The following is a 26,813-nucleotide window of genomic DNA, read 5'->3' as shown; positions in this document are numbered from 1 at the left end:
GGCTGCACGACCCGGGGGACGGCCCGAGACGAACTGTTCGTGCGGGTGGAAAGGGAACTGCGTACATCAGGTCAAGGGCCGCTAGCGGTGCGGAACTTGGGTTCTCCGGGCGGTGCGGATGGCGGGGAGGTGTGACGTTCCCGTCGGGCGCGCACCGCCCGGAGAGCTGTGGCGGAGCGCCGGTCAGGTGCCGGTGAGGTGCTCCGGGCGGACCGGGGTCCGGTTGAGCTCCAGCCCGGTCGCGTTCCGGATCGCCGCGAGGACGGCCGGGGTCGACGACAGGGTGGGGGCCTCGCCGATGCCACGGAGCCCGTACGGGGCGTGGTCGTCGGCGAGTTCGAGCACGTCGACCGGGATGGTCGGGGTGTCGAGGATGGTGGGCAGGAGGTAGTCCGTGAAGGACGGGTTGCGTACCTTCGCGGTCTTCGGGTCGACGATGATCTCCTCCATGACGGCGATGCCCATGCCCTGGAGCGTGCCGCCCTGGATCTGGCCGAGGACGGAGAGCGGGTTGAGCGCCTTGCCGACGTCCTGGGCGCAGGCCAGTTCGATGACCTTGACCAGGCCGAGCTCGGTGTCGACCTCGACGACCGCGCGGTGCGCGGCGAAGGAGTACTGGACGTGGCCGTTGCCCTGTCCGGTACGGAGGTCGAAGGCCTCGGTGGGCCGGTGGCGCCACTCCAGCTCGACGTCGACCGCCTCGTCCTCCAGCACATCGGCCAGGTCGGCGAGCACCTCGCCGCCGTCGGTGACGACCTTGCCGCCCTCCAGGAGCAGTTCGGCGGTGGCCCAGGCGGGGTGGTACGTACCGAACTTGCGGCGGCCGATCTCCAGGACCTGCTCCCGGACGGCCTCGCAGGAGTTCTTCACGGCGCCGCCGGTGACGTAGGTCTGGCGGGACGCGGAGGTCGAGCCCGCCGAGCCGACAGCGGTGTCGGCCGGGCGGATGGTGACCTGGGAGACGCCCAGTTCGGTACGGGCGATCTGGGCGTGCACGGTGACGCCGCCCTGTCCGACCTCCGCCATGGCGGTGTGGACGGTCGCGACGGGTTCGCCGCCGATGACCTCCATGCGCACCCGGGCGGTGGAGTAGTCGTCGAAGCCCTCGGAGAAGCCGACGTTCTTCAGGCCGACCGCGTAACCGATCCCGCGCACGACACCTTCGCCGTGCGTGGTGTTGGAGAGCCCACCGGGCAGGGCGCGCACGTCGGGGTGCTCGCCGGCGCTCTCCCACTGGCGCTCGGGCGGCAGCGGCCTGGCCTTGACCCGGCGCAGCAGTTCGGCGACCGGGGCGGGCGAGTCGACCACCTGGCCGGTCGGCAGCAGCGTGCCCTGCTCCATGGCGTTGAGCTGCCTGAACTCGACCGGGTCCATGCCGAGTTCGGCGGCGACCTTGTCCATCTGCGCCTCGTAGGCGAAGCAGGCCTGGACCGCCCCGAAGCCGCGCATCGCGCCGCACGGCGGATTGTTGGTGTAGAGCGCGACCGCCTCGATGTCGACGTCGTCGATGACGTACGGGCCCACCGCGAGCGAGGAAGCGTTGCCGACCACGGCCGGCGAGGCGGAGGCGTACGCGCCGCCGTCGAGCACGATGCGGCACTTCATGTGCGTGAGCTTGCCGTCGCGGGTGGCGCCGTGCTCGTACCAGAGCTTGGCGGGGTGACGGTGGACGTGCCCGAAGAAGGACTCGAAGCGGTTGTAGACGATCTTCACCGGCTTGCCGGTGCGCAGCGCCAGCAGGCAGGCGTGGATCTGCATCGACAGGTCCTCGCGGCCGCCGAAGGCGCCGCCTACGCCGGAGAGCGTCATGCGGACCTTGTCCTCGGGCAGGCCGAGGACGGGGGCGATCTGGCGGAGGTCGGAGTGCAGCCACTGGGTGGCGACGTACAGGTCGACGCCGCCGTCCTCGGAGGGCACGGCAAGACCGGACTCGGGACCGAGGAAGGCCTGGTCCTGCATGCCGAAGACGTACTCGCCGCTGACCACCACGTCGGCGCGGGCCTTCGCGGCCTCCGCGTCGCCGCGGACGATCGGCTGGCGGTGGACGATGTTGGGGTGCGGTACGTGCCCGATGTGGTGGTCGTCGCGGCCCTCGTGGAGGAGGGGTGCGCCGGGCGCGGTCGCGGAGGCCTCGTCGGTGACGACCGGCAGCTCGCGGTAGTCGATCCTGATCTTCGCGGCGGCGCGGCGTGCCGTCTCCGGGTGGTCGGCGGCGACGAGTGCCACCGGCTCGCCGTGGTGGCGGACCCGGCCGTGGGCCAGGACGGGGGTGTCCTGGATCTCCAGGCCGTAGTTCTTCACCGCGGTAGGCAGGTCGTCGTAGGTGAGGACGGCGTAGACGCCGGAGGTGGCCAGCGCCTCGGAGGTGTCGATCGAGACGATCTCGGCGTGCGCGACGGTGGAGCGCAGGGTGTGGCCCCAGAGCATGTCCTCGTGCCACATGTCCGAGGAGTACGCGAACTCGCCGGTGACCTTCAGGATCCCGTCGGGGCGCAGCGTGGACTCGCCGATGCCGCCCTTGGTGCGGGTGCCCTGGTTGATGTTGGTGGGGGAACCGGTAACGCCCATCGTTAGGTCCTGTCTGGAGTCCCGCGTCGTCCGCGCGGAGCGCGGGCGCAGCGGCGGTCGGTGCGATCGGTGTGCGTGGTCGTGGGTCATGTGGCGGAGTCACCTGTCCTGCGACCACGTGCGGCGGGTGTGCGTGCCGGGCGTCGGGGCGTAGAGGCGGGACTCCGGACAGGACCTAGACCGTTTCATCCGCGCGGGCGGCCGCGAGGCGGACCGCGTCGAGGATCTTCTCGTAGCCGGTGCAGCGGCACAGGTTGCCGGAGAGCGCCTCGCGGATGTCCGCGTCGGACGGCTCCGGGTTGCGCTCCAGGAGCTCGTCGGCGGCGACCAGCAGTCCGGGGGTGCAGAAGCCGCACTGGACGGCTCCGGCGTCGATGAACGCCTGCTGGATCGGGGAGAGCTCCCCGGTGTCGCGGGTCTCCTCACCGGTCGGCTTGGCCTTCCACCGCTGCGCCTGGTCGACCGTGGTGCCGCAGGCGCCCGACGCGCAGCCGGTGCCGGGGTGGGCCTCGGAGCGGTGGGCGGCGAAGTCGGCGAGACCTTCGACGGTGACGACCTCGCGGCCCTCTACCTGTCCGGCGGCGACCAGGCAGGAGCAGACCGGGACCCCGTCGAGGCGGACCGTGCAGGAGCCGCACTCGCCCTGCTCACAGGCGTTCTTGGAGCCGGGCAGGCCCATCCGCTCGCGCAGGACGTACAGGAGGGACTCGCCCTCCCACACGTCGTCGGCCTCGTGACGTCGGCCGTTGACCGTGAAATTGACGCGCATGATCAGGCAGCTCCTTCGGTGCTGCGGCCGTTGCCGCGGTACGTCTCCCAGGTCCAGCCGAGGGTCCGGCGGGCCATGATCCCGACCGCGTGCCGGCGGTAGCTCGCGGTGCCGCGCACGTCGTCGATCGGGTTGCAGGCGCCCGCGGCGAGCGTGGCGAACTGCTTGGCGACGGAGGGCGTGATGATGGTCCGGCTGTCCCAGAACCCGCCTTCCTCCAGCGCCGCGTTCAGGAAGGCCTCGGCCTCCTTCGCCCGTACGGGTGTCGGGGCGGCGGATCCGATGCCGGTGCGGACGGTGCGGGTCTCGGGGTGCAGGGCCAGACCGAAGGCGCAGACGGCGATGACCATCGCGTTGCGGGTGCCGACCTTGGAGTACTGCTGCGGCCCGTCGGCCTTCTTGATGTGCACGGCCCGGATCAGCTCGTCCGGTTCCAGGGCGTTGCGCTTGACGCCGGTGTAGAAGTCGTCGATGGGGATCAGCCGGGTTCCGCGGACGGACTCGGCCTCCACCTCGGCGCCCGCGGCGAGCAGTGCCGGGTGGGCGTCACCGGCGGGCGACGCGGTGCCCAGGTTGCCGCCGACGCCGCCGCGGTTGCGGATCTGCGGGGAGGCGACGGTGTGCGAGGCGAGCGCCAGCCCGGGCAGCTCGGCCCGCAGGTGCTCCATGATGGCGCTGTACGGGACCGAGGCGCCGAGCCGCACGTTCTCCTGGCCCACCTCCCACTCGGACAGCTCACCGATGCGGTTCAGGTCCAGGAGGTACTCGGGCCGCCGGTGGTCGAAGTTGATCTCGACCATCACATCGGTGCCGCCCGCGATGGGTACAGCCGTCGGGTGCTCGGCCTTGGCGGCGAGCGCCTCCTCCCAGCTGGCGGGGCGAAGGAAGTCCATGAGTGGCTCTCTTCTTCTCAATCGGGTGGTTCGCTGGGGCGGGGGACGGCCGGCCCTCGACTCTGTTCATGTCTTGTTCACGCGGTGTGTGACTCAGTACACAAGCACTGCTCCACCTGGTGCAGTCACCGAAACCATGAAGGAGTTGGCTGGTCTCCTCGCTCGTCTTGTAGATTCGAACGAATGGCGGGGATCGGTGACCTCACCGCAATACCCAGTTTTCACCCGCACCAACGAATGAGAACGGCGGCGACGAGATGCGGCTGCGCGCACTGCTGGAGACCGACGCGCTGGGCCTGCGGCTGCTCGGCGGCGACGAGGAGCTGGACCGGTCGGTCCGGGGCGTGATGACCACCGACCTGAAGGACCCCAGCCGCTACCTCACGGGCGGCGAACTGGTGCTGACCGGGCTGGCCTGGCACCGGGAAGCGAAGGACTCGGAGCCGTTCGTACGGATCCTGTCGGCGGCCGGGGTCGCCGGCCTCGCGGCGGGCGAGGCGGAGCTCGGAGCCATCCCGGACGACCTGGTCGAGGCGTGCCGCCACCACCGGCTGCCGCTCTTCGCCGTTCATGAGACCGTCGCGTTCGCAACGATCACCGAGCATGTGGTCCGCCAGGTGTCCGGCGAGCGGGCGGGCGACCTCGCCGCGGTGGTGGACCGGCACCGCAGGCTGATGACATCGGGGCCCGCGGGCGGCGGCCCCGAGGTGGTCCTCGATCTGCTCGGCTCCGACCTCGACCTGCACGCCTGGGTGCTCTCACCCACCGGCCGGCAGATCGCGGGCGCGGGTGCGCCGCTGTCCGGGCCGACGGGTGCGGAGCTGGCCGGGCTGCACCTGGCCGCGGTGCGCTCCGGCCGGCGTGCCCCGCACCGGGTCACCGTCGACGGGGTGACGTATTCGCTCTTCCCGATCCGCAACAACGGCCGGGGCGCCGTGCCGGCCTCCCGCGATGTGCGGGAGTCGGTGCTTTCCGACTGGCTGCTGGCCGTCGAGGCCGACGCGGGCGACTGGCCGGCCGCCCGGCTCGACCTGCTCCAGGGCGTCACCCAGCTGATCGCGGTGGAACGGGACCGGCGCGACGCGGCCCGTACGGTGCGCCGCAGGCTCGCCCAGGAGGTTCTGGAGCTCGTCCAGGCGGGCGCCCCGCCCACCGAGATCGCCGCCAGGCTGCGGGTGGCCGCCCCGGTCCTGCTGCCCGGCGTCGGCACCGCACCGCACTGGCAGGTGGTGGTGGCCCGGGTCGAGTGGGACGCGGCGGACGCGCCCGGCGGTGCGGGCTCCGGGATCGCGGGCGGCCCGGTCGCCCAGGCGCTGCTGGAGGAGATCCTGGTCGACCCGGCGGTGACCGGTCCGGATTCGGCCGACCGGATCGCGGTCGCCCACACGGGTGACGAGGCCATCGCGCTCGTACCGCTGCCCGCCCTGTCCGATGCCCGGCCGGAGGCGGACGGGGCCGAAGACGGGGAGGCCCCGGCGCAGGACCCGGCGCTGCACGCCGACGCCCTGCTCGCCGCCGTACGCGCGCCGCTCTCCGCGGGCCTTGCCGACGACGGCCGTCTGACACTGGGTGTCAGCGCCTCGGTGCACTCCCCCGAGGGGCTGCGCGGCGCCCTGGAGGAGGCCCGGCACGCCCGCCGGGTGGCGGCGGCCCGGCCGGGACGGGTCTGCGCGGCCGGCCACCACGAGCTGGCCTCGCACGTGCTGCTGCTGCCGTTCGTGCCCGACGACGTCCGTCGCGCGTTCACCGCACGGCTGCTCGACCCGCTGCGCGACTACGACCGGCGGCACCGCGCCGAACTCATCCCGACCTTGGAGGCGTTCCTGGACTGCGACGGTTCGTGGACCCGCTGCGCGGCCCGGCTGCACCTCCACGTCAACACGCTGCGCTACCGCGTCGGGCGGATCGAGCAGTTGACGGGGCGTGACCTTTCGCGGCTCGAGGACAAGCTCGATTTCTTCCTCGCCCTGCGCATGAGCTGAATCCCGGGGGCCACGGGGCTCCCGCGGGGTTACTGCGAGGTCCCGCCGATTGTGAAAAGTTTCACCTGACATTGCCTCGACCTCTTGGCCCGGCGTGCCATTCCGTGCTGTGATGCGGCCAGACTCAGAGCATCCGGCGCTCCATGGCCGGACGTTCTCCACAGCTCGATGGCGCGCTCGGGGAGGGCAATGTGGCGGATACCGCCATGTCTGGTTCCGGAACGACAGCAGATGACGATCCGCCGCTCCAGACAGCGGTATGGCGGCTGCGGTCACGCGCCTGCTGGACGGACGCCGCGGCACTGCTCGAACACGACGCCGCCACCGACCCGGCAGCGGCGCTCCAGCGCACGGCGCTGCTGACCGAGCGGTGTCTCTACACCGGACAGGGCTGGACCGAGGCCGAGGACGCGCTGCGTATCTCCGAGGCCATGGCCCAGGACGACGCCGAGCGGGGGGCCGCCGCCTGCGAGCGCGGCTATCTCGCCTACGCCTCGACCCTGCTCGGCGTACGGGACCGGGCCGACGAGGCGCGGGTGGCGCTGAGCCGCGCCGCGGCGCTTCTGGCGCCTGCCGCAGCGGGCCGCCCCCTCCTCGACTTCCGGCGGGGCCTGATCGCGCAGAACATCGCCGACTCGCCCCAGGCCGCCCGCGCCGCGTACCGAAGGGCCCACGCGGGCGCCACCGCACAGGGTGACGCACTGCTGCTCTCCTCCACCTGGCGCCATCTGGCCCTGATCGCCCTGCGCGAGGGCGAGCTGGCGGAGGCCAGGCACGGCTTCTCGGAGTCCCTGCGGATAAGGGAGGAGCTGGGCTATCTGGTCGGTACGGCTCCCGCGCTCATCGCGATGGCGGACGCCGAACCGGAGCCGGAGGCCGCCACCAGGCTGCGTGCCGAGGCGGGCCGGCTGTTCCGGCTGCTGGGCGGCGTACCGACGTGGCTGGCGCCGCATCTGGACCCGCCGGGTCCGGAGACCGTCGGGGCGAACTGACGCCGGCGGGCGGTCCGGGGGCGGCATCGACGTCCGCGGACCGATGCCGGCCACCGGAACCTCGCTCAGCCGGCGGACCCGGGGCGGCCACCCGGCTCGCTGCCGGCCACCGGTTCCGGTGGCCGCCGCCAAGCCCGATGCCGGCCACCGGAACCCGGGTCCGTTCAGCCGCCGGAGCCCGCGAAGTGTTCCCGTACAAGAGACTGCACGACGGCCAGGTCCTGGGCGATCAGCGCGTCCAGCAGGGCCGTGTGTTCGGCCGCGTCCGCCAGCAGGTCGGCGCGGCGGGTGACGGGGTTGCCCTCCAGGGGCCACTGCGAGCGGCGGTGCAGTTCGTCGGCCACCATCACCAGCTGGGCGTTGCCCGCCAGCGTGAGCACCGCTCCGTGGAAGGCCCGGTCGGCCTCCGCGTAGCTCGCCCGGTCGCCGACGGCCGCCGACGCGACGGTGGCCTCGGCCAGCGGGCGCAGGGCGCACCAGCTCGCCGGCGGGACGGTGCGGGCCAGCCGCAGCATGACGGGGACTTCGAGCAGCGCCCGCACCTCGGCCAGCTCGGCCAGCTCGCCCGGACCGCGCTCGGCGACCCGGAAGCCGCGGTTCGGCACCACCTCGACGGCACCTTCCACGGCCAGCTGCTGCATGGCCTCGCGCACGGGGGTGGCGGAGACCCCGAAGCGGGCGCCGAGCGCCGGGGCGGAGTAGACCTGCCCGGGGACCAGCTCGCCGTCGACGAGGGCGGCGCGCAGGGCGTCCAGGATCTGACCGCGTACGGAGTGCCGCTGCACCGCGGCCCGGGGAGCGGGTGCCTCGCTGTGGGTGTGCTCGCCGCGGGCCTGTTCGGGCACCCGGAGGGACGAGGAGGCGGACATGGATGCGGCGGACGCATGCGGTGCCCACACGTCGTCACGGGCTCTGCCCTGCTCCACGGATACCTCCTCGGCCGGTCGCGGGCGCGGCTCGCGGGCGCGGCGCCTCCTATGCACGATAGGCGGAGGAGGCTGCAGTTCAAACATCGATCGCGTCGGGTAAGGTAAGGCTTACCTGCAAACGATCGCGATTCGGTGGTCCCTGCATGACCCTTCCCACTCTCCTTCCGGGCACGACGACCTCGGCGGTCACGGACGCTTACGCGCGCCTGGCCGAGGTCTTTCCCGGTCTGCGCGCCGAGGCGCTCGACGACGCCGAGCCTTCCCCCGGCGGCGCCGGCTGGGTGGGTGCCCACGAGCTCGCGGCCGGGGGAAGCGGACTCGACGCCTTCCTCGCCTGGGACGAGGCGCAGGTGCTGCGGGACTACGGGCAGCGGGCCCGGCCCGATGTGATCGCCGGTTTCGGACTGCACCGGTACGCCTGGCCGGCCTGTCTGCTGGTGACGGTGCCGTGGTTTCTGCACCGCCGGGTGCCCCGGATCCCGGTCGAGGACGTCTCCTTCCAGCGAGCGCTGGGCCATCTGACCGTACGGGTGAGGGAATTCGCCTGCCTGCCCGGCGATCCGGCGGCGGAGCTGCCCGGCGCGCGCGTGGTGGCGGACGAGGCGGCGCTGCGCGCCGAGGTGCTCGCGTCCGTGGCCGAACACCTCGGCCCGGTGCTCGACGGCTTCGGCCCGCGGATGCGGCGCGGCAAGCGGGCCCTGTGGGGAATGGCCACGGACGAGATCGTCGAGGGCCTCTGGTACATCGCCCATCTCCTCGGTGAGGAGCGGCGCGCGATGGCCGAGCTGGAGGCGCTCCTGCCGGGCACCACGAAGCCGTACGTCGGCACCGCGGGCTTCCGCGAACTGACCGGACCGGACGGCGAGTCGCTGCCCACCCGGGACCGGGCGAGCTGCTGCATGTTCTACACGCTGCGGCCCGAGGACACCTGTGTCACCTGCCCGCGCACCTGCGATGCGGACCGGGTCCGGAAACTGACGCCCGCCCCCTGATCCGTGCGGCGGATCGGGGTCGGGCGGCTCCTGGCCCACACCGCCCGCAAGGGTGGCGTAAATCGAACGCAACTCGACTGCGACATACGGGTATTCGACCAGATCACGGTAATCGGTCGACTCTGCCACCCCATTGGCGTTCTCTTGCCCCGAAACCGCCTGAACGCGAGGAAAACCCCGGCACGATGGCGGCCGAAACGCCCTATCGCAACGCAAGGGACCGTGCATGAGACTGACCGACATATCGCTTGACTGGCTGCTTCCGGCTGCCGTATTGCTGGCGGGGGTCATGGCGGCGGTGGCGGTGGTCGCGCGCGGCAAGCGCGCCTCTGACACATCCGCGGCCGACGACTCCTGGGAACGCAGCGAGGAACGCCGCAGACGCAAGGAAACGCTCTACGCCACCGCGTCGTACGTACTGCTGTTCTGCTGCGCGGCGGTCGCCGCCGCGCTCTCCTTCCACGGACTCGTCGGCTTCGGCGAGCAGAACCTCGGCCTCTCCGGAGGCTGGGAGTACCTGGTGCCGTTCGGCCTCGACGGGGCGGCGATGTTCTGCTCCGTGCTCGCCGTGCGCGAGGCCAGCCACGGCGACGCGGCGCTCGGCTCACGCCTGCTGGTGTGGACCTTCGCCGGTGCCGCCGCCTGGTTCAACTGGGTGCACGCGCCTCGCGGACTGAACCACGCGGGTGCTCCGCACTTCTTCGCGGGCATGTCGCTCTCGGCGGCAGTGCTCTTCGACCGGGCACTGAAGCAGACCCGGGTGGCCGCGCTGCGCGAGCAGGGCCTGGTGCCCCGCCCGCTGCCGCAGATCCGGATCGTACGGTGGCTGCGCGCGCCCAGGGAGACCTTCGGCGCCTGGTCGCTGATGCTGCTCGAAGGCGTACGCACGCTGGACGAAGCGGTCGACGAGGTACGCGAGGACCGCCGGGAGAAGGAGCAGAACCGTCTCCGCAGGAGGGACCAGGAGAAGCTGGACCGGGCGCAGATCAAGGCCCTGAACCGGCAGAACCGGGCCTGGGCACGAGTCGGCCGGGGCGGCGCCCAGGTCGACGTCCAGGCCATCGCCCCCGCGACGGGCTCCGCGCAGTCCGTCGCGGAGCCCGCCATATCCGAGCCGGGTCAGCTGCCCCTGCGACCCCGACCATCCCTGCAAGCCGTGAACGGCCCGAAATCGAGGGACGTACCGGAACTGAACGCGACTGATCCGAGAACGGTCGACCTCACTGTCGACGACGACACCCAGGCACTGCCCCGGCTCGACTCGCTGGAGCAGAAACTGAAGGATCTGGAGCAGCAGTTCGGCTGATGTGGCGGCAGACGGACCTGCGGGATACACGGCCCTGACGATCCGAGCGGATCGTCAGGGCCGTTCGCCGTCCAGTTCGAACCAGACCATTTTGCCCAGCGGGTGGGAGCTGATCCCCCAGGAGTCCGCGAGGCTCTCCACCAGGACGAGTCCCCTGCCGTGCGTACCGTCGTCGGCGTCCGGTACGTGCGAAACGGGCATGTCCGGGACGAAGTCCCGTACCTCCACGCGCAGCCTCTGCGGTGCCACGCTCACAGCGACGACCGCTCCGTCGTCCGTGTGGACCAGCGCGTTGGTCACCAGCTCGCTGAGCAGCAGCTCGGCCACCTGCGCGGGCTCATCCCTCCATCGATATCGCAGTAACTCCCTTACGGCCCCTCGCACTTCCGATACGGCCGCCACATCGGCGCGGCCGACTCTGCGATGCAGCCGGGCCAGTTCCTGACGCTCCATCGTTTCCCCCGCACACACAGTGAATCGCCCCCTGTTCTTCGAAGGTGCTCACGCAATGCATGCCCCGCCTACGGGCAGTCACGCTTACTGCGGGCCACGGGACAGGAATGCCGGACGGGCGGAGAGGGCGGGCCGCTGTCGTGCGGAGCTCAGGCAGGCTTGCAGCAGCGGCCCACGCCTCGTGCGGACAGGAGTTGTAGGCGTAGCCGGACAGGCGCACCCAGCCTGTCCGGGTGGCACTCCGTCTGCCCTTGACCGCGCGTCAGGAGGACGCCGGCCGCTCCTTCGTGCCTGCGCCGTAGGCGGCGGCCGGCCGAGCGAGCCTCCTCGCGTCCGCCGGCTCCGGCCGCTGAGCCCCGCCCCGGTCCTTCTCGGTGGCCACGGCGGACGCGGACAGGAGCGTCGCAGCAGCGAGGCTGCCCCAGAGGGCGGCCGGGCCGTGGGGCGCGAGAGCGGTGATGGCGGCCGGGGAGACAGCGAGGCCGAAGCCCGTGGAGAGCTGGAAGCGCGCGAGAGTGCGTCCCAGGACGCGGGCCGGGGCGAGGGCCGTGACGAGCGCGACGGCGCTGCCGGCGTAGATGATCTCGCCGATGGTGCAGACCACGGACACCGCGGCGACGGCCGGGGCGCTCCAGCCGAGTCCCAGTGAGGTGGCCGCGAGGAAGCCGAGGTAGGACGCGGCGAGCACCACGCCTGAAAGGGCCAGCACACAACGGCGGGGGAAGCGGGACATCAGGACGGTGACCGGGACCTGGAGGGTGACCACCAGCACCGTGTTCGCCACGAAGATGGCCGCCGACCACATCGGGGACGCGTGCAACTGGGTCACGAGGACCAGGGGCAGCGCGATTTCGGGGACGTTGAGGCAGAAGACGTAGATCACGTTGGCGGCCAGCAGCACGCGCATGCGGGGCGGCGGCCCGTCGTCCCTCTCCTCGGCCGTGGCAGCGGCCGGCCGGGCGTGCACGTGAACGGACCACGCCAGAGCCGCCGCGGCCAGATAGGCGAGCCCCGTCACGGCTGCCAGCGCCTGCAAGGCGGTGGTGCCGCCTGCCAGGCATGCGGTGGCGAGGAGCGCGCCGGTGCCCAGGCCGGCGTTGCGCAGGGCGCGGCCCGCCGCGAGAGCGGCGTCGCGTTCCCGGCCGTGGGCGAGGGTGGCCACGAGAGCCGCGTGGGCGGCCGGCCACGCCTGGTTGCCGATGCCGAGGAAGAGTGCCGCCGCCGCGAAGAGCCGGACGTCTCCCGCCGGGGTGGCCAACAGCAGCGCCACGCCCAGCACTCGCACCAGCATCGACGCCGCCACGACCGTGCTGCGTGCGCCCCGGTCCAGCCAGTGGCCGACCGCGGGCATGCACACCAGACCCACGACGACGCCGACTGTCATGGCGATGCCGGTGGCGGGCGCGGACAGCCTCAGCACGGTCACCCCGTAGAGCAGCAGAAAGGGCCGCAGCAGGCCGGTGCCGAGCGCGTCCACCGCCAGGGCGACGGCATAGCGGGGGCCTCCGGAGGCCCTGACGAGGGCGCGCGGCTGGAGCTTGGTGGTGGTTGCCATGGCGCCAACGGTCGGTTCGAACCGCCTGGCCGGGCACGTCGGTTGACGGACATCGTCAACCGACGCCGTCCCCGGCCGCCGGGTCGGCGATGATGAGGGGGTGACGTTGAGGATCGACATCAGCGGCCTGCCGTCGGAGCGACTGCGGTTCGCCGCCTCCCCGCTGGCCGAACTGACCGCGATGCTGCACGTGCTGGCCGAGCCCGGGCATCATCCGGGACTCGCCGGCTGGGCCGGGGACGTCCGGGCAGGGCTGCGGCCGGAGCTGGCCGAGCGGCTCGGGGAGGCGGAGTTCCTCTGGCGTTCCTCACGAGCCGATTTCCTGGTCCCCGCCCGTCCACGGCCGACCCTCGCCGAGGAACTGGACGACGTGGACCGGATCGACGACGAGACGTATGTGAGGTCCGCGCTCGTCACCACGTGCGGCAGCAACCGGGTCCGCTTCGGTGCGCCGTCGCCGCTTGCCGACGCGACCGCACGCGAGCGCGCCCTGGACCTGGCCCAGGCGCGCGGCCCGCTCCAGGAGGCCTTCGCGGAACGGCTGCTCTCGGATCCGGCCGCCGTACGGGCACGGGTGCGCCGTACCCTCGAACAGTGCGCCGACGCCTTCTTCGACGCCGCCTGGGCGGGCGTCGCCGTGCGCATCGCCACCGACCTGCGGCTGAAGAACGACCTGCTGAAGCACCAGGGCCTCGGGGCGGCACTCGCGTCGGTCTCCGACGCGGTCACCCTGGCCCCGGACGGCGACAGCATCACCGTGGACAAGCTGCAGGACAACGCGACCGCCGCCCATGGCGCCGGGACCACGTTCCTCCCCAGCGTCTTCGGCCGCCCGCACCTCGTGGTGGTCCACGCGCCGGGGTGGCAGCCGGTGGTGCAGTACCCCGTGGCCGAGCCGAGCCCGGCCGAGCCGGTACCGCTGGAGACCGTCACGCTACGGCTGACGGCACTCGCGCATCCGGTACGGCTGCGGCTGCTGCGCACCCTGGCCCGCGGCCCGCACACCACCGGCGAACTGGCCCACGCCTGGGAACTCTCGCCCCCGGAGGTGTCCCGCCACCTCGCCGTGCTGCGCCACGCCGGTCTGCTCACGGCCCGGCGGCGCGGCCGCTACGTGCACCACACCCTCGACCTGTCCGCGATGACGGCGCTGGGTACGGACCTGCTGTCGGCCGTCATGCGCTGAGCGGCTTCGGTCCGCCGCGACGTGTTGTGTGCCGTCTCCTCGGTTAACTCCAGGAAAATTCACTCTTGTTGGCGTTGACGGGAGGGTATCTACGCGCGTCATCATGGTGGTTATGCGAATCCCCCCACGGATCACCACGCTCGGCGGCGTCGCCGCCCTCCTGTCCGTCCTCTTCGTCGGCGGCCCGGTCACGGCGACCGCGACCGCCGCCACCACCTCGGTCGGCAGCGTCTGTTACTCCGCGCTGCCGTCCCAGGCCCACGACACCCTCGACCTCATCGACGCCGGCGGCCCCTTCCCGTACGACCAGGACGGGACCGTCTTCCAGAACCGTGAAGGCGTCCTGCCCGGACAGAGCACCGGGTACTACCACGAGTACACCGTGATCACCCCCGGCTCCCCGACCCGCGGCGCGCGACGCATCGTCACGGGCGAGGAGGTCCAGGAGGACTACTACACCGCCGACCACTACGAGACGTTCGACCTCGTCGACCACGACTGCTGAGCCGCACCCCCGGTCCGGTCCGCGCCGCAGGGCCTTTCGGCCCCGACCCCCCACCTGCGGCGCGGATCACCGGAGCGAGGTACTTGTACGCTCACCCCATGACCGTGACCTATGTCATCGACGGCTCCGAGGTCACCGGCCTGGAGCGTTTCTGGGACGTGATCGGCGAGGCGGTGAACGGTCCTGGCGGCTGCTTCGGCCGGGGCCTCGACTCCTTCGCGGACTGTCTGAGAGGCGGGATGGGCACGCCGGACGACGGCGACTTCGTCATCGAGTGGCGGGACCACGCCCTGTCCGCACGCGCTCTGTCCCACGACGAGACCGCGCGCTTTCTCCGCGGCCTGTCCGGCCGTGCCCACACGAGCAACCTGCCGCGGCTGCGCGAGGAACTGGCGCAGGCGGAGGCCGGCCGGGGGCCGACGCTCTTCGACCGGCTGCTGGAGATCATCCGGGAGGAGACGGCCCCCGGCACCCTGCGACTGCTCTGAGGGCCACGGATGCGGCCGGCCGCGTCCGTGGCCCCCGGAGACCGGTCAGTACTGGGTGGAGATCTTCACCCCGCCGAAGTCCTGCACGGCGTAGAGGCTGATGTAGTTCGCTCCTGCCGCCGGGTTGTCGACCGTCAGCGTGTGGGCGTTGCCACTGCCGGTCGACCGTGAGGTGTAGGCGCCCGTGGTGGCCCAGCCGTTGGCGTTGTAGTAGAGGTCGGCGTCGCCCGTACCGCCGCTCGTGGTGATGGTGAGCCGGGTGGTCCCGGCGGGCACGTAGAGGTACAGGTAGGAGTAGTTGCCCCGGGTGGCCTGCCGTCCGCTCCGGGCACAGTCCTCGCCCAGTTCCCGGACGTCACTCCCGGTGCACTCGGCCGTCGGCTCGGTCGGCGGGTTGGTGGTGGTGCCACAGCTGCCGGCCGCGCACGCCGTCAGCCAGGAGTTCCAGTCGGCGTCGTAGCGGCTGCCGATGGTGGAGGTGAGCAGGGTGCGGGCGCCGTTCCAGTCGCCGCCGCGGTAGCGGCCCAGGAGCGTGTCCACATCGGCACGGTGCGACTGGAGCATGTAACGGACGGCCAGGTAGCCCCAGTTGTAGATGCGCGTCTGGTCGGCGTTCTCGTAGGTGGTGTCGAACAGGGAGCGCAGGGTGTAGGTGTGTGCGGCGGCCTGGGTGACGGCGTCGTCGTAGGTCACGTCACGGTAGGAGTAGGAGACGTACTCCGCGAAGCCCTCGACCCACCAGATGGTCGGCGTGGTGAGGCCGTCCTCGAAGTCGCCGGACATGTTGAACCGGCCGTCGAGGTAGTGCGTGTACTCGTGGTTGAGGTTCCAGATCTGGAAGTCGGGGCGCACCCATTCGGCCTCGTACGCGATGAAGCGCGGCTGGTTGCCGGCCACTGCCGGGTCGCCCTCCAGGTACATGCCGCCGTTGTTGGTGTCGATGCCGTAGATGGCCCCGGCGTAGGTCTGGTAGTCGGTGCTCGAATCGAAGACGACCACCTCGATGGTGGTGTTCCTGTCGTTGGCGACCGGTCCGCTGTCGCGGGCGATCCCGTGGAAGTAGGCGTCCTGGCCCTTCAGGCTGGTGCAGGCCGCCGAGAGGTCGGACGAGGACATCTGCTGGGCGAGGATGCGGATGCTGTCGCTACAGGTGTACGCGACCGGAAGGACGGCGCTCTTGATGCGTGCCGCCAGGTCGCAGGTGTTGTACGCGGTGCAGTTGGCCCGGTCGTAGTAGTCGGTCATCTCGGCGAGTCCGACCCAGAGCGGTGCGGTGGGCCCGGTCAGGGAGGTGCGGCCGAGCAGGTCGATGACGAGCGGGCGCGCCTTGGGCCGCAGCGACTCCTCCTGGAGGAAACGCCCGAGCTCGCGCCCGGCGTTGGAGGTCAGGTAGGAGCGGTCCGTGCCCAGCAGGCCGAGGTGGTCGCGGGCGAAGCCGGCGAGCGAGTCGAGCAGGCTCGGGTCGGCCTGGACGGCGCTGACGAACTCGGGCACCTGATGACCCCGGAAGGTCACCGTGTAGACGCTGTTGACGGCGTTCAGCATGTACCAGGAGCTGTCGTACGAGGAGTCGTAGTCGGCGAGCAGGCGCTTGACGACGTTGAGGTAGCGGGCGTTCTGCACGGCGCTGTCGATGAGGACGACGGCTTCGGACAGGGTCTCCCCGTTGGCGTCCGTGACGTCGTAGGCGTGCGCGGAGCCGAAGAAGGCGTCGAGCCCGCCCTGGATGGCGGTGCGGAGCGCGTCGCCGTAGTCGCCGACGGTGGCGGGGTCGTAGTACTGCACGTAGTAGCCGGCCCGGAGGAACAGCACCAGCTGGGGCATGCCGGTGCTGCTGTCACCCGGGTACGCGGCCGATCCGTCGCGCAGGGCGTTGGCGACGGTGACCATCTGCGCCTCACGGAAGGCGAGGTAGCCATCGTTGCCCTTGACCGTGAACAGGGTGTTGACGCAGGCGGTCGTCGACGACTTGATCTGCTGCACCAGGGCACTGCCGGTGCGGCTGGTGAAGTCGGCGACGGAGCAGGCGGCGGCAGGGGCGATTCCGGCGGCCTTCGCGGCGGAGCGGGCCTTGGCCCTCATCGAGGGGGCCGGGTGGCTCGGCGCGGTGGCACGCGGGTCGTCGTAGTCGCGCTTCAGCGCGTCCTTGGACGCGGTCTGCGGTGCCCGGTCTGCGGGCTTCAGGGCCGTGCCGCCTATGTGGCCGGGGTCCTGGACGGGCGCGGTGAGTGCCTGCGCGGCGGGGCCGCCCGGCTCGGGCGCCCCGGGAGCAACGGCCTTGCCCGCGGCGGCGGTCGTGGTGACCGCGGCCGGTGTGGAGGGCCGGGGCTCGGCGGCCCGGCTCGGTGCGGCGAGCATGCCGACACCCAGACAGGCGGCCAGGGCCACGGTGGACAAGCCGGTGAATCTCTGTCGAACCGTACGGTTCTTCACGTGCCGCCTCCCAGCGGTGTGGTGCCGCGCGACGGTGCGCGGCGTGGGGGATGGCGCGGTCGGGGCCGGAGGGCAGGCCCGTGGAGCAGCTCATGACATGAGCACGACCTCAACCGCGGCCGTCTGTACAATGGCACATGTCACATGTTCTTTGGAAGGCGCTGGGCGCACATTCATCTGCGCGCCAACTCCCGTCCGCGGCGCTCTGCTTGCGGGCGATTCCGCTTCAGCCCGAGGAGTTCCGCTCGTGACCGAGCCCCGACTTCGCCCGCCCACCGGCAGCCACGACCTGCCGGTGTCCCCGGCCCTGGACACCTTCATGCGTACGGGCTGGGCCAGGGACCGGCGCCCCGCCGACGCCCGCGTTCCCGCCCACGCCCTCACACCGGCCCGCCGCGCCCGCGTCGCCGCACGGTTCCCGGGCGAGCGGCTCGTCGTTCCGGCGGGCTCCCCCGCCGTGGCGTCCCTCGACGCGGACCACCGCTTCCGTCCGCACACCGCGTACGCCTGGCTCACCGGTCTCACCGGCGAGGACCAGGCCGGCCATGTGCTGGTCCTGGAACCGGACGGGGACGCGCGCCACGAGGCGGTCCTGTACATGAGACCCGGCTCGCCCCGCAGCGGCCAGGACTTCCACCGCGACCGCGGGCACGGGGAGTTCTGGGTGGGCCGCAGACCGGGCCTGGCCGAGGCCGCCGTACTCACCGGCATCCGTTGCGAGCACCGGGACGCGTGGGAAAAGCTCCTGACGGGCACCCAGCCCCCGACCCGGGTCCTCACCGGCGTGGACCCGTCCGTCGACATCTGGCTCGGGGACGCCCGCCGGATGCCCGCCGTCCGGTCCGCCCCTGCCGGGATCGACGCGGTGATCGACGAGCTCAGACTCGTCAAGGACTCATGGGAGCAGGGCCAGTTGCAGCGTGCCGTCGACGCGACGACCGCCGGATTCGAGGACGTCGTCCGCTGCCTCCCGCAGGCGATGGCCGGCCCACGGGGAGAGCGCCGGGTGGAGGGAGTCTTCGGACTGCGGGCCCGGCTCGAAGGACACGGCCCCGGGTTTCCGACCGTCGCGGCCGCCGGCGACCACGCGTGCGTGCTGCGCCGGACCCGCAACGACGGCCCGCTGGAGCGCGGCCGGTTGCTGCTGCTGGACGCGGGCGTGGCGACCGACTCCCTCTACACGGCCGACATCACCCGCACGATCCCGCTGTCCGGCACCTTCACCCCCGTCCAGCGCACGGTGTACGAACTGGTGCTGGCCGCACAGGACGCGGGGATCGCCGCACTACGGCCGGGCGCCCGCTTCCACGACTTCCACGAGGCCGCGATGCGGGTCATCGCCGAGGGCCTGCACGACTGGGGCGTACTGCCGGTCCCCGCGGACGAGTCGCTCACCCCCGAGAACGGTCTCCACCGCCGCTACACCCTGTGCGGCAGCGGCCACATGCTCGGCATGGACGTGCACGACTGCGCGCGGGCCCGCGCCGGCATCTACCCGGACGGGGTCCTGGAGGCGGGGCAGGTCCTGACCGTGGGGCCGGGGCTCTACCTCCGGCCGGACGACGAGACGCTGCCGCGTTCGCTCCGGGGCAACGGCGTCAGGATCGAGGACGACCTCGTGATCACCGGGGACGGCGCCCGCCTCATGTCGTCCGCGCTCCCCCGCACACCGGACGGCGTCGAGGCCTGGATGGCGGGACTGCTGGACGGCTGAGCGCGCGAAGGCCGCCACTCCGGGCAGAGGGTGGCGGCGTTCGCACGGCTCAGGGCTTCTCCTCGGCCCACAGCGAGCGGACGTGCGACATATGGGCGAGCATGCAGGCCTCGGCCCCCGGCGCGTCCCCGGCGACCACCAGGTCCAGCAGCTGTACGTGCTCCTGCGCGGAGGCGATCAACTGGCCCGACTCGGCAAGGCGGTTCAGCCCGAACAGCCGGGAACGCTTGCGCAGTTCACCGACCTCCTCGACCAGCCGGCGATTCCCGGCCAGCGCCAGCAGGGCGAGGTGGAAGCGGCGGTCCGCCTCCAGGTACCCCAGGATGTCGTGGCGCCGCGCGGCCTCGACGATCTCCAGCGCGACGGGCCGCAGCGCCTCCAACTCCTGTGTGAGGCCCATCCGGGCGATCCGGCCCACGGTGGGGACCTCGATCATGGCGCGGAGTTCGGTGAAGTCGTCGAGGTCCTGCTCGGTGAGTTCGGTGATCCGGAAGCCCTTGTTGCGGACGGCCTCGACCAGGCCCTCCCGGGCCAGGTCGAGCATCGCCTCACGGACGGGCGTCGCGGAGACCCCGAACTCGGAGGCGAGCGCGGGCGCCGAGTAGACGGTGCCGGGCTTCAGTTCGCCGGAGATGAGCGCCGCCCGCAGCGCGTGCGCCACCTGGTCGCGCAGATGCTCCTGCGCCGAGATCACGTTGAGCGATGTCAGGCGGGCCATGTCTGCTCCTCCAGGACCGTGCGGAGCCCAAGAATACAATGTGACGTTGTCCGCCCCGGATGCGACGTTGTCCACCCCGGACTCGACGCGTCACAGCAGGAACCCCTCGGGGAACGGGTCGGCCGGGTCGAGGAAGTACTGTGCGGTCCCGGTGATCCAGGCACGGCCCGTGACGGTGGGCACGACGGCGGGCAGCGGTCCCACGGTCGTCTCGGCGACGAGCCGGCCGGTGAACTCCGTACCGATGAAGGACTCGTTGACGAAGTCGGTGTCCAGGGCCAGTTCGCCGCGCGCGTGCAGCTGGGCCATGCGCGCCGAGGTACCGGTGCCGCACGGCGAGCGGTCGAACCAGCCGGGGTGGATGGCCATGGCGTGCCGGGAACGGACGGCGTCCGAGCCGGGGGCGATCAGCTGGACGTGCTTGAGCCCGTGTATGGCGGGGTCGAGGGGGTGGACCGGGCGGTCGGTGGCGTTGACCGCGTCCATCAGGGCGAGCCCGGCGGCCAGCAGCTCGTCCTTGCGGGACCGGTCGAACGGCAGACCCAGGTCGTCCAGGTGGACCATCGCGTAGAAGTTGCCTCCGTACGCGAGGTCGTACGGCACGGTGCCGTGGCCGGGGACCTTCGCCGTGAGCCCGAGTCCGGCGCTGAAGGCCGGCACGTTGGTGAGCGTGACGGAGGTGGCGGCGCCGTCCTCCACCCGGACGTCGACGCTCACCAGCCCGGCGGGGGTGTCCAGCCGCACGGTGGTGACCGGTTCGGTGACCTCCACCATGCCGGTCTCCACCAGGACGGTGGCCACCCCGATGGTGCCGTGCCCGCACATCGGCAGACAGCCGGAGACCTCCATGAACAGGACCCCGAAGTCGGCGTCGGGGCGCGTCGGCGGCTGGAGCACGGCCCCGCTCATGGCGGCATGGCCGCGCGGCTCGTACATCAGCAGGGTGCGCACCGTGTCCCGGTGCGCCATGAAGTGGGCGCGGCGCTCGGCCATGGTGGCGCCGGGCAGCGTGCCGATGCCGCCGGTGATCACCCGGGTCGGCATGCCCTCGGTGTGCGAGTCGACGGCGTGGAAGATGTGACGCGTGCGCAAGGGTCCCCCTCGGTCGTCCGGCCGGTCCGGGACCACGTTCCGGACCGGCCGGTGTCTGCTGTGGCGATGGGTGGTGCGGGAGGTTCAGCCGAGGCCCTCGGCGAGGGCCTTCTCGGTGGCCGCGCGCACGGCGGCCAGGGAGGCCGCGTCCAGCGGCGTGCGCGGCGGCCGGGTGGGGCCGCCGTGCCGGCCGACGATGTCCATCGACGCCTTGATGGCCTGGACGAACTCCGGCTTGGAGTCCCAGCGCAGCAGCGGGTGCAGCCGCCGGTACAGCGGCAGCGCCGTCTCCAGGTCCCCGGACACGGCGGCCCGGTACAGGGCGACACAGCCGGCGGGCAGCATGTTGGGGCACCCTGCGATCCAGCCGACGGCTCCGGCGAGCGCGAGCTCCAGCAGCACGTCGTCGGCGCCGATCAGGAGGTCGAGCCCCGGCGCCTCCTCGGCGATCTCGTAGGCCCTGCGGACGTCCCCGCTGAACTCCTTGACGGCGACGACGGAACCCTCCGCGTGGAGCTGGGCGAGCAGCCGCGGGGTCAGGTCCACCTTCGTGTCGTACGGGTTGTTGTACGCGACGACCGGCAGGCCCGCCGAGGCGACCTCCGCGTAGTGCGCGCGGACCGCCGCGTCGTCGCAGGCGTATCCGTTGGGCGGCAGCAGCAGGACGGAGCCGGCGCCGGCCTCGGCCGCCTGCTCCGCGCGGCGCCGCGACTGGGTGCTGTCGTACGCGGAGACGCCGGGCATCACCCTGGCTCCGTCCCCGGCCGCCTCGACGGCGACGCGCACGACCTGGTCGCGCTCCTGGTCCGTGAGCGTCTGGTACTCCCCCAGTGAGCCGTTGGGCACCACCCCGTCGCAGCCCGCGGCGACGAGGTCGCGCACATGGGCGGCGTACGCGTCGAAGTCGATGGACCGGTCCTCGCCCAGGGTGAGCGGCGTGGCGACCATGACGCCCCGCCAGGGACTGGTGCGTGCGGGCGTGTTCGTGTTCATGAAGGCTCCTTGAGAGGTGGGGCGAAGGAAGAGGGCGGCGATGGCGCCGGCGCGTCTGTCGTGCTCACGCGTCCTCGGGACGGTCGGCACGGGCGAGTACGGACAGGGGGACCGGGCAGGCGAGCGGCCGGCGGTCGGGGGCCCCGGCGTCCGCGGCGCAGCCGGCGAGTTCCCGCACGGCGAATCCGCACGTCCGGCCCTGGCACCAGCCCATTCCGGCCCGGGTGAGGAGCTTGACCGTGCGGCTGTCCCCGGCACCGAGTTCCGCGACGGCGGTGCGGATCGCGCCGGTGGTGACCTCCTCGCACCGGCAGACCTCGGTGTCGGCCGCCGTCCAGTCGGTCCAGCCCGGCCCGGGCCGGTGCACGGCGCCCATGAGTTCGGCGAACGCGCGCATCCGGCGCCGGGACCGGCACAGCGCCGCGGCGCGGGCCGTACCCGGGCCGCCGCGGGCGTCCGCGATCACGGAGCGGGCGGCCAGTTCGCCCTCGGTCAGGGCGAGGCGGACACCGCCGATGCCCCCGGTCTCGCCGGCGGCCCAGACTCCGGGCACGGTGGTGCGCAGCCCGTCGTCGAGCTCCAGCGCGGCCGAACCGTCCGCGCCGCACCGGGTGGCGCAGCCGATCCCCACCGCGAGGTCGAGCTGGGGCACCAGACCGTGCCCGACGGCCAGGACGTCGCAGTCGATGCGGCGCCCGGTCCCGGGCAGCGGGCGCCACTCGCGGTCCAGCCGGCTGACCGTGACGCCCTCCACCCGGTCGGTGCCGTGCACGGCGGTGACCGCCCGGTGCGTCAGCGGCCGGATCCGGTGGCGGGCCAGCGCGGCGCCGTGGCGGGCGCCTTCCGCGAGCCGGCCGGGGTTGCCGGCCAGCACCAGTGGCGCCCGTCCGTACGCCCCGTAGCCGGAGGCCTCCACCAGGGCGGGGACGCGGGCGCCCGCCCTGGCGAGGGAGACGGCGACGGCCTGCAGCAGTGGTCCGCTGCCGGCGACGACGATGCGGCGGCCCGGCAGCACCAGGCCCGACTTCAGCATGGCCTGCGCCCCGGCCGCTCCGACGACACCCGGCAGGGTCCAGCCGGGGAAGGGGAGTTGGCGCTCGACCGAGCCGGTCGCGATCAGCAGGCGGCGTGCGTCGAGGGTGGTGGCCCCGTCGCGTCCGTCGGGTCCGGTGACCGCGTGCAGTGTCCAGTCCGCCCCGCTCCGCTCGACGGCCCAGACGTGGTGTCCGGTGAGGTGGCGGATCCGGCCCGCGGTGCGGTGCCGGCCGAGCCGCGCGACGAGGGCGGCGAACTCCGCCCAGCCGTGGTGCAGCGCCTCGGGGCGGGTGGCGCCGAGGCCGGGCGCGGGAGCCCGGTAGTACTGGCCGCCCGGTGCGTCGGCGGCGTCCAGCAGGACCACGTCGAGTCCGCCGTCGGCCGCGGTGACGGCGGCGGCAAGACCGGCGGGACCGGCGCCCACGACCGCGAGTTCGGTGCGCTCCGGCCGGGCGGCGGGCTGCTCAGCGGACGAGGCCGGCATGTCCGTCCCCTTCCTGCGAGGTGACGACGTCGCCGGGACGGGCGGGGAGCAGGCAGGCGCGCCGGTTGGGCTGCCCGTTGACGGTGGCCAGGCAGTCGAAGCAGGACCCGATCCCGCAGAAGGCGCCCCGCGGGCGTCCGTTCACCCGGGTGGTGCGCCAGGTGAGGACGGAGGCGGCCCAGAGGGCGGCCGCGATGCTCTGTCCGGGCAGGGCCCGGACCGGTCGACCGTCGAAGGTGATCTCGAATGCGGGGCCGGGAACGGCTCCGGCCAGGGCGGCCGGGGTCCGTCCGGCCGTGCGTATGCGGGGACGTCTCACCAGGGCTCCTGCTCAGTCGGCGGCCGGTCGGTCCGGACCGTCAGCGGGCATCTCGGGGGGTGCGGCGTCACGGCGGCGGCCTCAGCTGCCGTGACCGGTCCGGGACGCCGCGTCGAACCGGTCCGGGCGGAACGGCTCCGGGTCAAGCGCGGGTTCCTCTCCCCGGATCGCGGCGGTGACCAGCACGGCGGTGGCGGGTGCGAGTCCGATGCCCGCGCCCTCGTGACCGCAGGCGTGGAAGAGGCCGGGCACCCGGCGGTCGGGTCCGATCGCGGGGAGGTGGTCGGGCAGGTAGGGGCGGAAGCCGTGGTAGGTCCGCAGTACCCGTGCATCGGCCAGTACCGGGAAGAGCGCAGCCGCCGCCGTGGCCAGCCTGCTGACCACGGGAACGGACAACGTGCGGTCGAATCCCACCCGTTCACGGCTGGCGCCGATGAGAACCGGACCTGCCTGGGTGCCCTCCACCACGGGTGAGGTCTGCAGGGCGGCCGATGCGCTGGACACGTCGGCCACGTACTCCGCCGCGTACACCTTGTGCCGGATCAGCCGGGGCAGCGGCTCGGTCACCAGGACGAAGCCGCGCCGGGGAAGCACGGGCAGCTCCACGCCCGCCAGGGCCGCCAGTTCACCGCCCCGTACGCCCGTCGCGTTGACCACCACCGGGGCGAGCAGATCACCCGCTCCTGTCCGTACGCCGCGCACCGCGCCCGTCGGTCCGGTCAGCACGGCCGTGACCGCCTGCCCGGGGTGGAGGCTCGCTCCGGCATCGCGGGCGGCTCGGACGAGGTGGGCCGCCGCCAGGGCGGGCTGGACCTGGGCATCCTGCGGATAGAGGAAGCCCCCGGCGAGCCCGGGCGCCAAGTGCGGTTCCAGCGAACCCAGTTCGTCCGCGGCCACCGAGGTGGCCCGGACCCCTGCCGCCAGCTGCCCGGAGGCGGTCGCGGTCAGGGTGGCCAGCGACTCGGGGCTCGCCGCGACGACCAGGCCGCCCTTCTGCTCGAACTCGATCGCGTGGGGCAGCACTTGGGCCAGCTCACGCCAGAGTGCGGCGGACAGGAGCGCAAGATCCAGCTCCGGGCCGGGCACCTTGTCGGAGACCAGGAGGTTGCCCTCCCCCGCTCCGGTGGTGCCGCCGGCGACCGGTCCGCTGTCCACCACCGCGACGACAAGTCCGGACCGGGCGGCGTAGTACGCGCAGGCGGCACCGACCACTCCGGCACCGACCACGACCACATCCAAAGGCTGTCTCGTGAACACGGCAGTAATATGTCACATTGCTCTGTGGCCGCCAAGAGGGCGTCAAAGACCTTCCTTTGACGCCCTGTCAGATGCGCTGGACCGCCGGTCTACGGACGGGGCACGTTGCGCAGGTTGGACCGGGCCATCTGCACCATCCTGCCCACGCCGCCGTCCAGCACGATCTTGCCGGCGGAGAGCGCGAAGCCGGTCACCATGTCCGCGCTGATCTTCGGCGGGATGGAGAGCGCGTTCGGGTCGGTGACGATGTCGACGAGCGCCGGGCCCTTGTGTTTGAAGGCGTCCTTGAGGGCGCCCTCCAGCTGCTTGGGTTTCTCGACGCGAACGCCGTACGCCCCCGAGGCCCGTGCGACGGCCGCGAAGTCCGGGTTCTTGTTGGTCGTACCGAACGACGGCAGCCCCGCGACCAGCATCTCCAGTTCGACCATGCCCAGCGAGGAGTTGTTGAACAGCACGACCTTCACCGGCAGGTCGTACTGGACGAGGGTCAGGAAGTCCCCCATCAGCATGGTGAATCCGCCGTCCCCGGACATCGACACGACCTGCCGGTTCCGGTCGGTGAACTGGGCGCCGATGGCCTGTGGCAGCGCGTTCGCCATCGAGCCGTGGCTGAACGAACCGATCACCCTGCGCTTGCCGTTCGGCGTCAGATAGCGGGCCGCCCAGACATTGCACATGCCGGTGTCGACGGTGAACACCGCGTCCTCATCCGCGAGTTCGTCCAGTACCGAGGCCACGTACTCCGGATGGATCGGAACGTGCTTGTCGACCTTGCGGGTGTACGCGCTGATCACACCCTCCAGCGCGTCCGCGTGCTTCTTGAGCATCCGGTCGAGGAACTTGCGGTCGCTCTTGGCCTTCACCCGCGGCGTCAGACAGCGCAGCGTCTCGCGGACATCGCCCCAGACCGCGAGATCGAGCTTGGAGCGGCGGCCCAGGTGCTCGGGGCGCACATCGACCTGGACGATCTTCACGTCGGTGGGGAGGAAGGCGTTGTACGGGAAGTCCGTGCCGAGCAGGATCAGCAGATCGCACTCGTTCGTAGCCTCGTACGCGGCGCCGTAGCCGAGCAGCCCGCTCATGCCGACGTCGTACGGGTTGTCGTACTGGATCCACTCCTTGCCGCGCAGCGCGTGGCCCACCGGGGCCTTCACCCGCTCGGCGAACTCCATCACCTCGGCGTGCGCGCCCGCTGTGCCGCTGCCGCAGAACAGCGTCACCCGTTTGGCCTCGTCGACCATCCGGCACAGCTTCTCGATCTCCCCGTCGCCGGGGCGCACGGAGGGCCGCGAGGTGACCAGGGCGTGCTCGACGGACTTCTCCGGCGCGGGCTGGGAGGCCACGTCGCCCGGCATCGAGACGACGGCGACACCGCCCCGGCCGATCGCGTGCTGGATCGCCGTCTGCAGCAGCCGCGGCATCTGCTGCGGGTTGGAGATCATCTCGTTGTAGTGGCTGCACTCCTGGAAGAGCAGCTCGGGATGGGTCTCCTGGAAGTAGCCGAGGCCGATCTCGCCCGACGGGATGTGCGAGGCGAGCGCGAGGACGGGGGCCATGGAGCGGTGGGCGTCGTAGAGGCCGTTGATGAGGTGCAGGTTGCCGGGTCCGCACGACCCGGCGCAGGCCGCAAGTTCGCCGGTGATCTGCGCCTCGGCACCGGCGGCGAACGCGGCCGTCTCCTCGTGCCGCACCTGGACCCAGTCCATGGCGGGATTGCGGCGGATCGCGTCGACGACCGGGTTGAGGCTGTCGCCGACCACCCCGTACAGGCGTTTGACGCCCGCCCGGGCGAGGATGTCGACGAACTGCTCCGACACGTTCTGCTTGGCCATGAGTGCGCACTCCCTCTGCCTGTGCTCCGTGCACGATCGGCTGTCCGGATCTCCGGGGCGCGAAACCCCCGCCGGACGGGTTCTCCGGAGTCCATCAACCCATGACCCGTGCGGTTACGCCTCCCAGACGCCGACCGCCGTCCGGTCGTCGGCGTACCCCTTCACCCGCAGCTGGGTGTCGGCCAGGAACGAGCCGAGGCCGGGCGCACCGGCCGGAGTCCAGCGCTCGGCGAGTTCCGCGGCGAGGGCCGGTTCGCCGCGCAACGGCTCTGCAAGGCCCGGGCTGCACAGCAGCAGGGTGTCGCCCGGCCGGGCGAC

At 72.3% G+C, this 26,813-nt stretch carries 22 protein-coding genes and 1 pseudogene; 8 read left to right on the top strand and 15 right to left on the bottom strand.

The window, feature by feature from the left end; genetic code table 11:
* Positions 1 to 183 precede the first annotated feature (183 nt).
* From pucD to JGS39_RS02260, 3 genes are all read right to left on the bottom strand, one after another.
* Positions 184 to 2,568: a xanthine dehydrogenase subunit D gene (gene pucD / locus JGS39_RS02270; RefSeq protein WP_219566960.1), complete on the bottom strand. Its 2,385-nt coding sequence runs from the start codon at positions 2,566 to 2,568 to the stop codon at positions 184 to 186.
* A gap of 175 nt (positions 2,569 to 2,743) precedes the next feature.
* A complete protein-coding gene (locus JGS39_RS02265; RefSeq protein ID WP_219566959.1) occupies positions 2,744 to 3,337 on the bottom strand; it encodes a (2Fe-2S)-binding protein in 594 nt (197 codons plus the stop codon).
* A 2-nt stretch (positions 3,338 to 3,339) separates the two neighbouring features.
* Positions 3,340 to 4,230, bottom strand: coding sequence for an FAD binding domain-containing protein (locus tag JGS39_RS02260; protein ID WP_219566958.1), 891 nt, complete (start codon positions 4,228 to 4,230; stop codon positions 3,340 to 3,342).
* Positions 4,231 to 4,487: 257 nt separating this feature from the next.
* Between JGS39_RS02260 and JGS39_RS02255 the strand changes: the two genes are divergently transcribed.
* Complete coding sequence (locus tag JGS39_RS02255; RefSeq protein ID WP_219566957.1) at positions 4,488 to 6,212, top strand: PucR family transcriptional regulator; 1,725 nt, start codon at positions 4,488 to 4,490, stop codon at positions 6,210 to 6,212.
* A 206-nt stretch (positions 6,213 to 6,418) separates the two neighbouring features.
* A complete protein-coding gene (locus JGS39_RS02250; protein WP_219566956.1) occupies positions 6,419 to 7,204 on the top strand; it encodes a hypothetical protein in 786 nt (261 codons plus the stop codon).
* A 164-nt stretch (positions 7,205 to 7,368) separates the two neighbouring features.
* Here JGS39_RS02250 and JGS39_RS02245 read toward each other — a convergent pair whose 3' ends face one another.
* Positions 7,369 to 8,130 (bottom strand): GntR family transcriptional regulator, encoded by a 762-nt coding sequence (locus tag JGS39_RS02245; RefSeq protein WP_219566955.1) that lies wholly within the window; start codon positions 8,128 to 8,130, stop codon positions 7,369 to 7,371.
* A gap of 146 nt (positions 8,131 to 8,276) precedes the next feature.
* Here JGS39_RS02245 and JGS39_RS02240 point away from each other — a divergent pair, with 146 nt between their 5' ends.
* Together JGS39_RS02240 and JGS39_RS02235 are read left to right on the top strand one after the other, a co-directional pair.
* A complete protein-coding gene (locus JGS39_RS02240) occupies positions 8,277 to 9,125 on the top strand; it encodes a (2Fe-2S)-binding protein (RefSeq protein WP_219566954.1) in 849 nt (282 codons plus the stop codon).
* A 226-nt stretch (positions 9,126 to 9,351) separates the two neighbouring features.
* Positions 9,352 to 10,431: a DUF2637 domain-containing protein gene (locus JGS39_RS02235; RefSeq protein WP_219566953.1), complete on the top strand. Its 1,080-nt coding sequence runs from the start codon at positions 9,352 to 9,354 to the stop codon at positions 10,429 to 10,431.
* 54 nt (positions 10,432 to 10,485) lie between these two features.
* On the opposite strand, the gene JGS39_RS02230 is transcribed toward JGS39_RS02235, so the two are convergent.
* Both JGS39_RS02230 and JGS39_RS02225 read right to left on the bottom strand, forming a co-directional pair.
* Entirely contained in the window at positions 10,486 to 10,884 is a 399-nt protein-coding gene (locus JGS39_RS02230; RefSeq protein WP_219566952.1) for an ATP-binding protein, read from the bottom strand.
* A 262-nt stretch (positions 10,885 to 11,146) separates the two neighbouring features.
* Positions 11,147 to 12,439 carry an MFS transporter gene (locus tag JGS39_RS02225; RefSeq protein ID WP_236062941.1) on the bottom strand — a complete coding sequence of 431 codons (1,293 nt, stop codon included), beginning with the start codon at positions 12,437 to 12,439 and terminating at the stop codon, positions 11,147 to 11,149.
* 100 nt (positions 12,440 to 12,539) lie between these two features.
* On the opposite strand from JGS39_RS02225, the gene JGS39_RS02220 reads away from it, so the two are divergent.
* The 3 genes from JGS39_RS02220 to JGS39_RS02210 all read left to right on the top strand — a co-directional run bounded on the left by JGS39_RS02220 (position 12,540) and on the right by JGS39_RS02210 (position 14,618).
* Positions 12,540 to 13,625 (top strand): helix-turn-helix domain-containing protein, encoded by a 1,086-nt coding sequence (locus JGS39_RS02220; protein ID WP_219566951.1) that lies wholly within the window; start codon positions 12,540 to 12,542, stop codon positions 13,623 to 13,625.
* A gap of 112 nt (positions 13,626 to 13,737) precedes the next feature.
* Positions 13,738 to 14,130 (top strand): guanyl-specific ribonuclease, encoded by a 393-nt coding sequence (locus JGS39_RS02215; RefSeq protein WP_219566950.1) that lies wholly within the window; start codon positions 13,738 to 13,740, stop codon positions 14,128 to 14,130.
* Positions 14,131 to 14,228: 98 nt separating this feature from the next.
* Positions 14,229 to 14,618: a barstar family protein gene (locus tag JGS39_RS02210; protein WP_219566949.1), complete on the top strand. Its 390-nt coding sequence runs from the start codon at positions 14,229 to 14,231 to the stop codon at positions 14,616 to 14,618.
* Positions 14,619 to 14,663: 45 nt separating this feature from the next.
* Here the strand turns inward: JGS39_RS02210 and JGS39_RS02205 are convergent, their stop codons facing one another.
* On the bottom strand, positions 14,664 to 17,051 hold the full coding sequence (locus JGS39_RS02205) for a M9 family metallopeptidase (RefSeq protein WP_219566948.1): 2,388 nt from the start codon (positions 17,049 to 17,051) through the stop codon (positions 14,664 to 14,666).
* Between the two features lie 247 nt (positions 17,052 to 17,298).
* On the opposite strand from JGS39_RS02205, the gene JGS39_RS02200 reads away from it, so the two are divergent.
* On the top strand, positions 17,299 to 18,765 hold the full coding sequence (locus tag JGS39_RS02200) for an aminopeptidase P family protein (protein WP_308120129.1): 1,467 nt from the start codon (positions 17,299 to 17,301) through the stop codon (positions 18,763 to 18,765).
* A gap of 49 nt (positions 18,766 to 18,814) precedes the next feature.
* Here JGS39_RS02200 and JGS39_RS02195 read toward each other — a convergent pair whose 3' ends face one another.
* The 8 genes and pseudogenes from JGS39_RS02195 to JGS39_RS02160 all read right to left on the bottom strand — a co-directional run.
* Complete coding sequence (locus JGS39_RS02195) at positions 18,815 to 19,483, bottom strand: GntR family transcriptional regulator (RefSeq protein WP_219566946.1); 669 nt, start codon at positions 19,481 to 19,483, stop codon at positions 18,815 to 18,817.
* Positions 19,484 to 19,573: 90 nt separating this feature from the next.
* Complete coding sequence (locus JGS39_RS02190) at positions 19,574 to 20,575, bottom strand: proline racemase family protein (protein ID WP_219566945.1); 1,002 nt, start codon at positions 20,573 to 20,575, stop codon at positions 19,574 to 19,576.
* 84 nt (positions 20,576 to 20,659) lie between these two features.
* Positions 20,660 to 21,568, bottom strand: coding sequence for a dihydrodipicolinate synthase family protein (locus JGS39_RS02185; RefSeq protein WP_219566943.1), 909 nt, complete (start codon positions 21,566 to 21,568; stop codon positions 20,660 to 20,662).
* A 64-nt stretch (positions 21,569 to 21,632) separates the two neighbouring features.
* Positions 21,633 to 23,087, bottom strand: a complete 1,455-nt coding sequence (locus tag JGS39_RS02180) for an FAD/NAD(P)-dependent oxidoreductase (protein ID WP_219566941.1) — start codon at positions 23,085 to 23,087, stop codon at positions 21,633 to 21,635.
* A complete protein-coding gene (locus JGS39_RS02175) occupies positions 23,068 to 23,406 on the bottom strand; it encodes a (2Fe-2S)-binding protein (protein ID WP_219566939.1) in 339 nt (112 codons plus the stop codon). The genes JGS39_RS02180 and JGS39_RS02175 overlap by 20 nt, the downstream gene beginning before the upstream one ends.
* A gap of 81 nt (positions 23,407 to 23,487) precedes the next feature.
* Positions 23,488 to 24,663 (bottom strand): NAD(P)/FAD-dependent oxidoreductase, encoded by a 1,176-nt coding sequence (locus JGS39_RS02170; RefSeq protein ID WP_219566937.1) that lies wholly within the window; start codon positions 24,661 to 24,663, stop codon positions 23,488 to 23,490.
* A gap of 89 nt (positions 24,664 to 24,752) precedes the next feature.
* A complete protein-coding gene (locus tag JGS39_RS02165; protein ID WP_219566935.1) occupies positions 24,753 to 26,495 on the bottom strand; it encodes a pyruvate dehydrogenase in 1,743 nt (580 codons plus the stop codon).
* A gap of 114 nt (positions 26,496 to 26,609) precedes the next feature.
* Positions 26,610 to 26,813, bottom strand: a pseudogene (locus JGS39_RS02160) (protein phosphatase 2C domain-containing protein); the annotation flags it as partial.

The sequence above is a fragment of the Streptomyces poriferorum genome, assembly GCF_019399235.1.
Classification (GTDB): Bacteria; Actinomycetota; Actinomycetes; order Streptomycetales; family Streptomycetaceae; genus Streptomyces; species Streptomyces poriferorum.
The sequence above is the reverse complement of the archived record's forward strand: the minus strand, read 5'-3'. Positions and strand labels throughout refer to the sequence as shown.

Excerpts from the sequence above, each read along its gene's own strand:
- pucD (WP_219566960.1), bottom strand. The coding sequence starts at position 2,568 with ATGGGCGTTACCGGTTCCCCCACCAACATCAACCAGGGCACCCGCACC.
- JGS39_RS02265 (WP_219566959.1), bottom strand. The coding sequence starts at position 3,337 with ATGCGCGTCAATTTCACGGTCAACGGCCGACGTCACGAGGCCGACGAC.
- JGS39_RS02260 (WP_219566958.1), bottom strand. The coding sequence starts at position 4,230 with ATGGACTTCCTTCGCCCCGCCAGCTGGGAGGAGGCGCTCGCCGCCAAG.
- JGS39_RS02255 (WP_219566957.1), top strand. The coding sequence starts at position 4,488 with ATGCGGCTGCGCGCACTGCTGGAGACCGACGCGCTGGGCCTGCGGCTG.
- JGS39_RS02250 (WP_219566956.1), top strand. The coding sequence starts at position 6,419 with ATGTCTGGTTCCGGAACGACAGCAGATGACGATCCGCCGCTCCAGACA.
- JGS39_RS02240 (WP_219566954.1), top strand. The coding sequence starts at position 8,277 with ATGACCCTTCCCACTCTCCTTCCGGGCACGACGACCTCGGCGGTCACG.
- JGS39_RS02235 (WP_219566953.1), top strand. The coding sequence starts at position 9,352 with ATGAGACTGACCGACATATCGCTTGACTGGCTGCTTCCGGCTGCCGTA.
- JGS39_RS02230 (WP_219566952.1), bottom strand. The coding sequence starts at position 10,884 with ATGGAGCGTCAGGAACTGGCCCGGCTGCATCGCAGAGTCGGCCGCGCC.
- JGS39_RS02225 (WP_236062941.1), bottom strand. The coding sequence starts at position 12,439 with ATGGCAACCACCACCAAGCTCCAGCCGCGCGCCCTCGTCAGGGCCTCC.
- JGS39_RS02215 (WP_219566950.1), top strand. The coding sequence starts at position 13,738 with ATGCGAATCCCCCCACGGATCACCACGCTCGGCGGCGTCGCCGCCCTC.
- JGS39_RS02210 (WP_219566949.1), top strand. The coding sequence starts at position 14,229 with ATGACCGTGACCTATGTCATCGACGGCTCCGAGGTCACCGGCCTGGAG.
- JGS39_RS02195 (WP_219566946.1), bottom strand. The coding sequence starts at position 19,483 with ATGGCCCGCCTGACATCGCTCAACGTGATCTCGGCGCAGGAGCATCTG.
- JGS39_RS02185 (WP_219566943.1), bottom strand. The coding sequence starts at position 21,568 with ATGAACACGAACACGCCCGCACGCACCAGTCCCTGGCGGGGCGTCATG.
- JGS39_RS02180 (WP_219566941.1), bottom strand. The coding sequence starts at position 23,087 with ATGCCGGCCTCGTCCGCTGAGCAGCCCGCCGCCCGGCCGGAGCGCACC.
- JGS39_RS02165 (WP_219566935.1), bottom strand. The coding sequence starts at position 26,495 with ATGGCCAAGCAGAACGTGTCGGAGCAGTTCGTCGACATCCTCGCCCGG.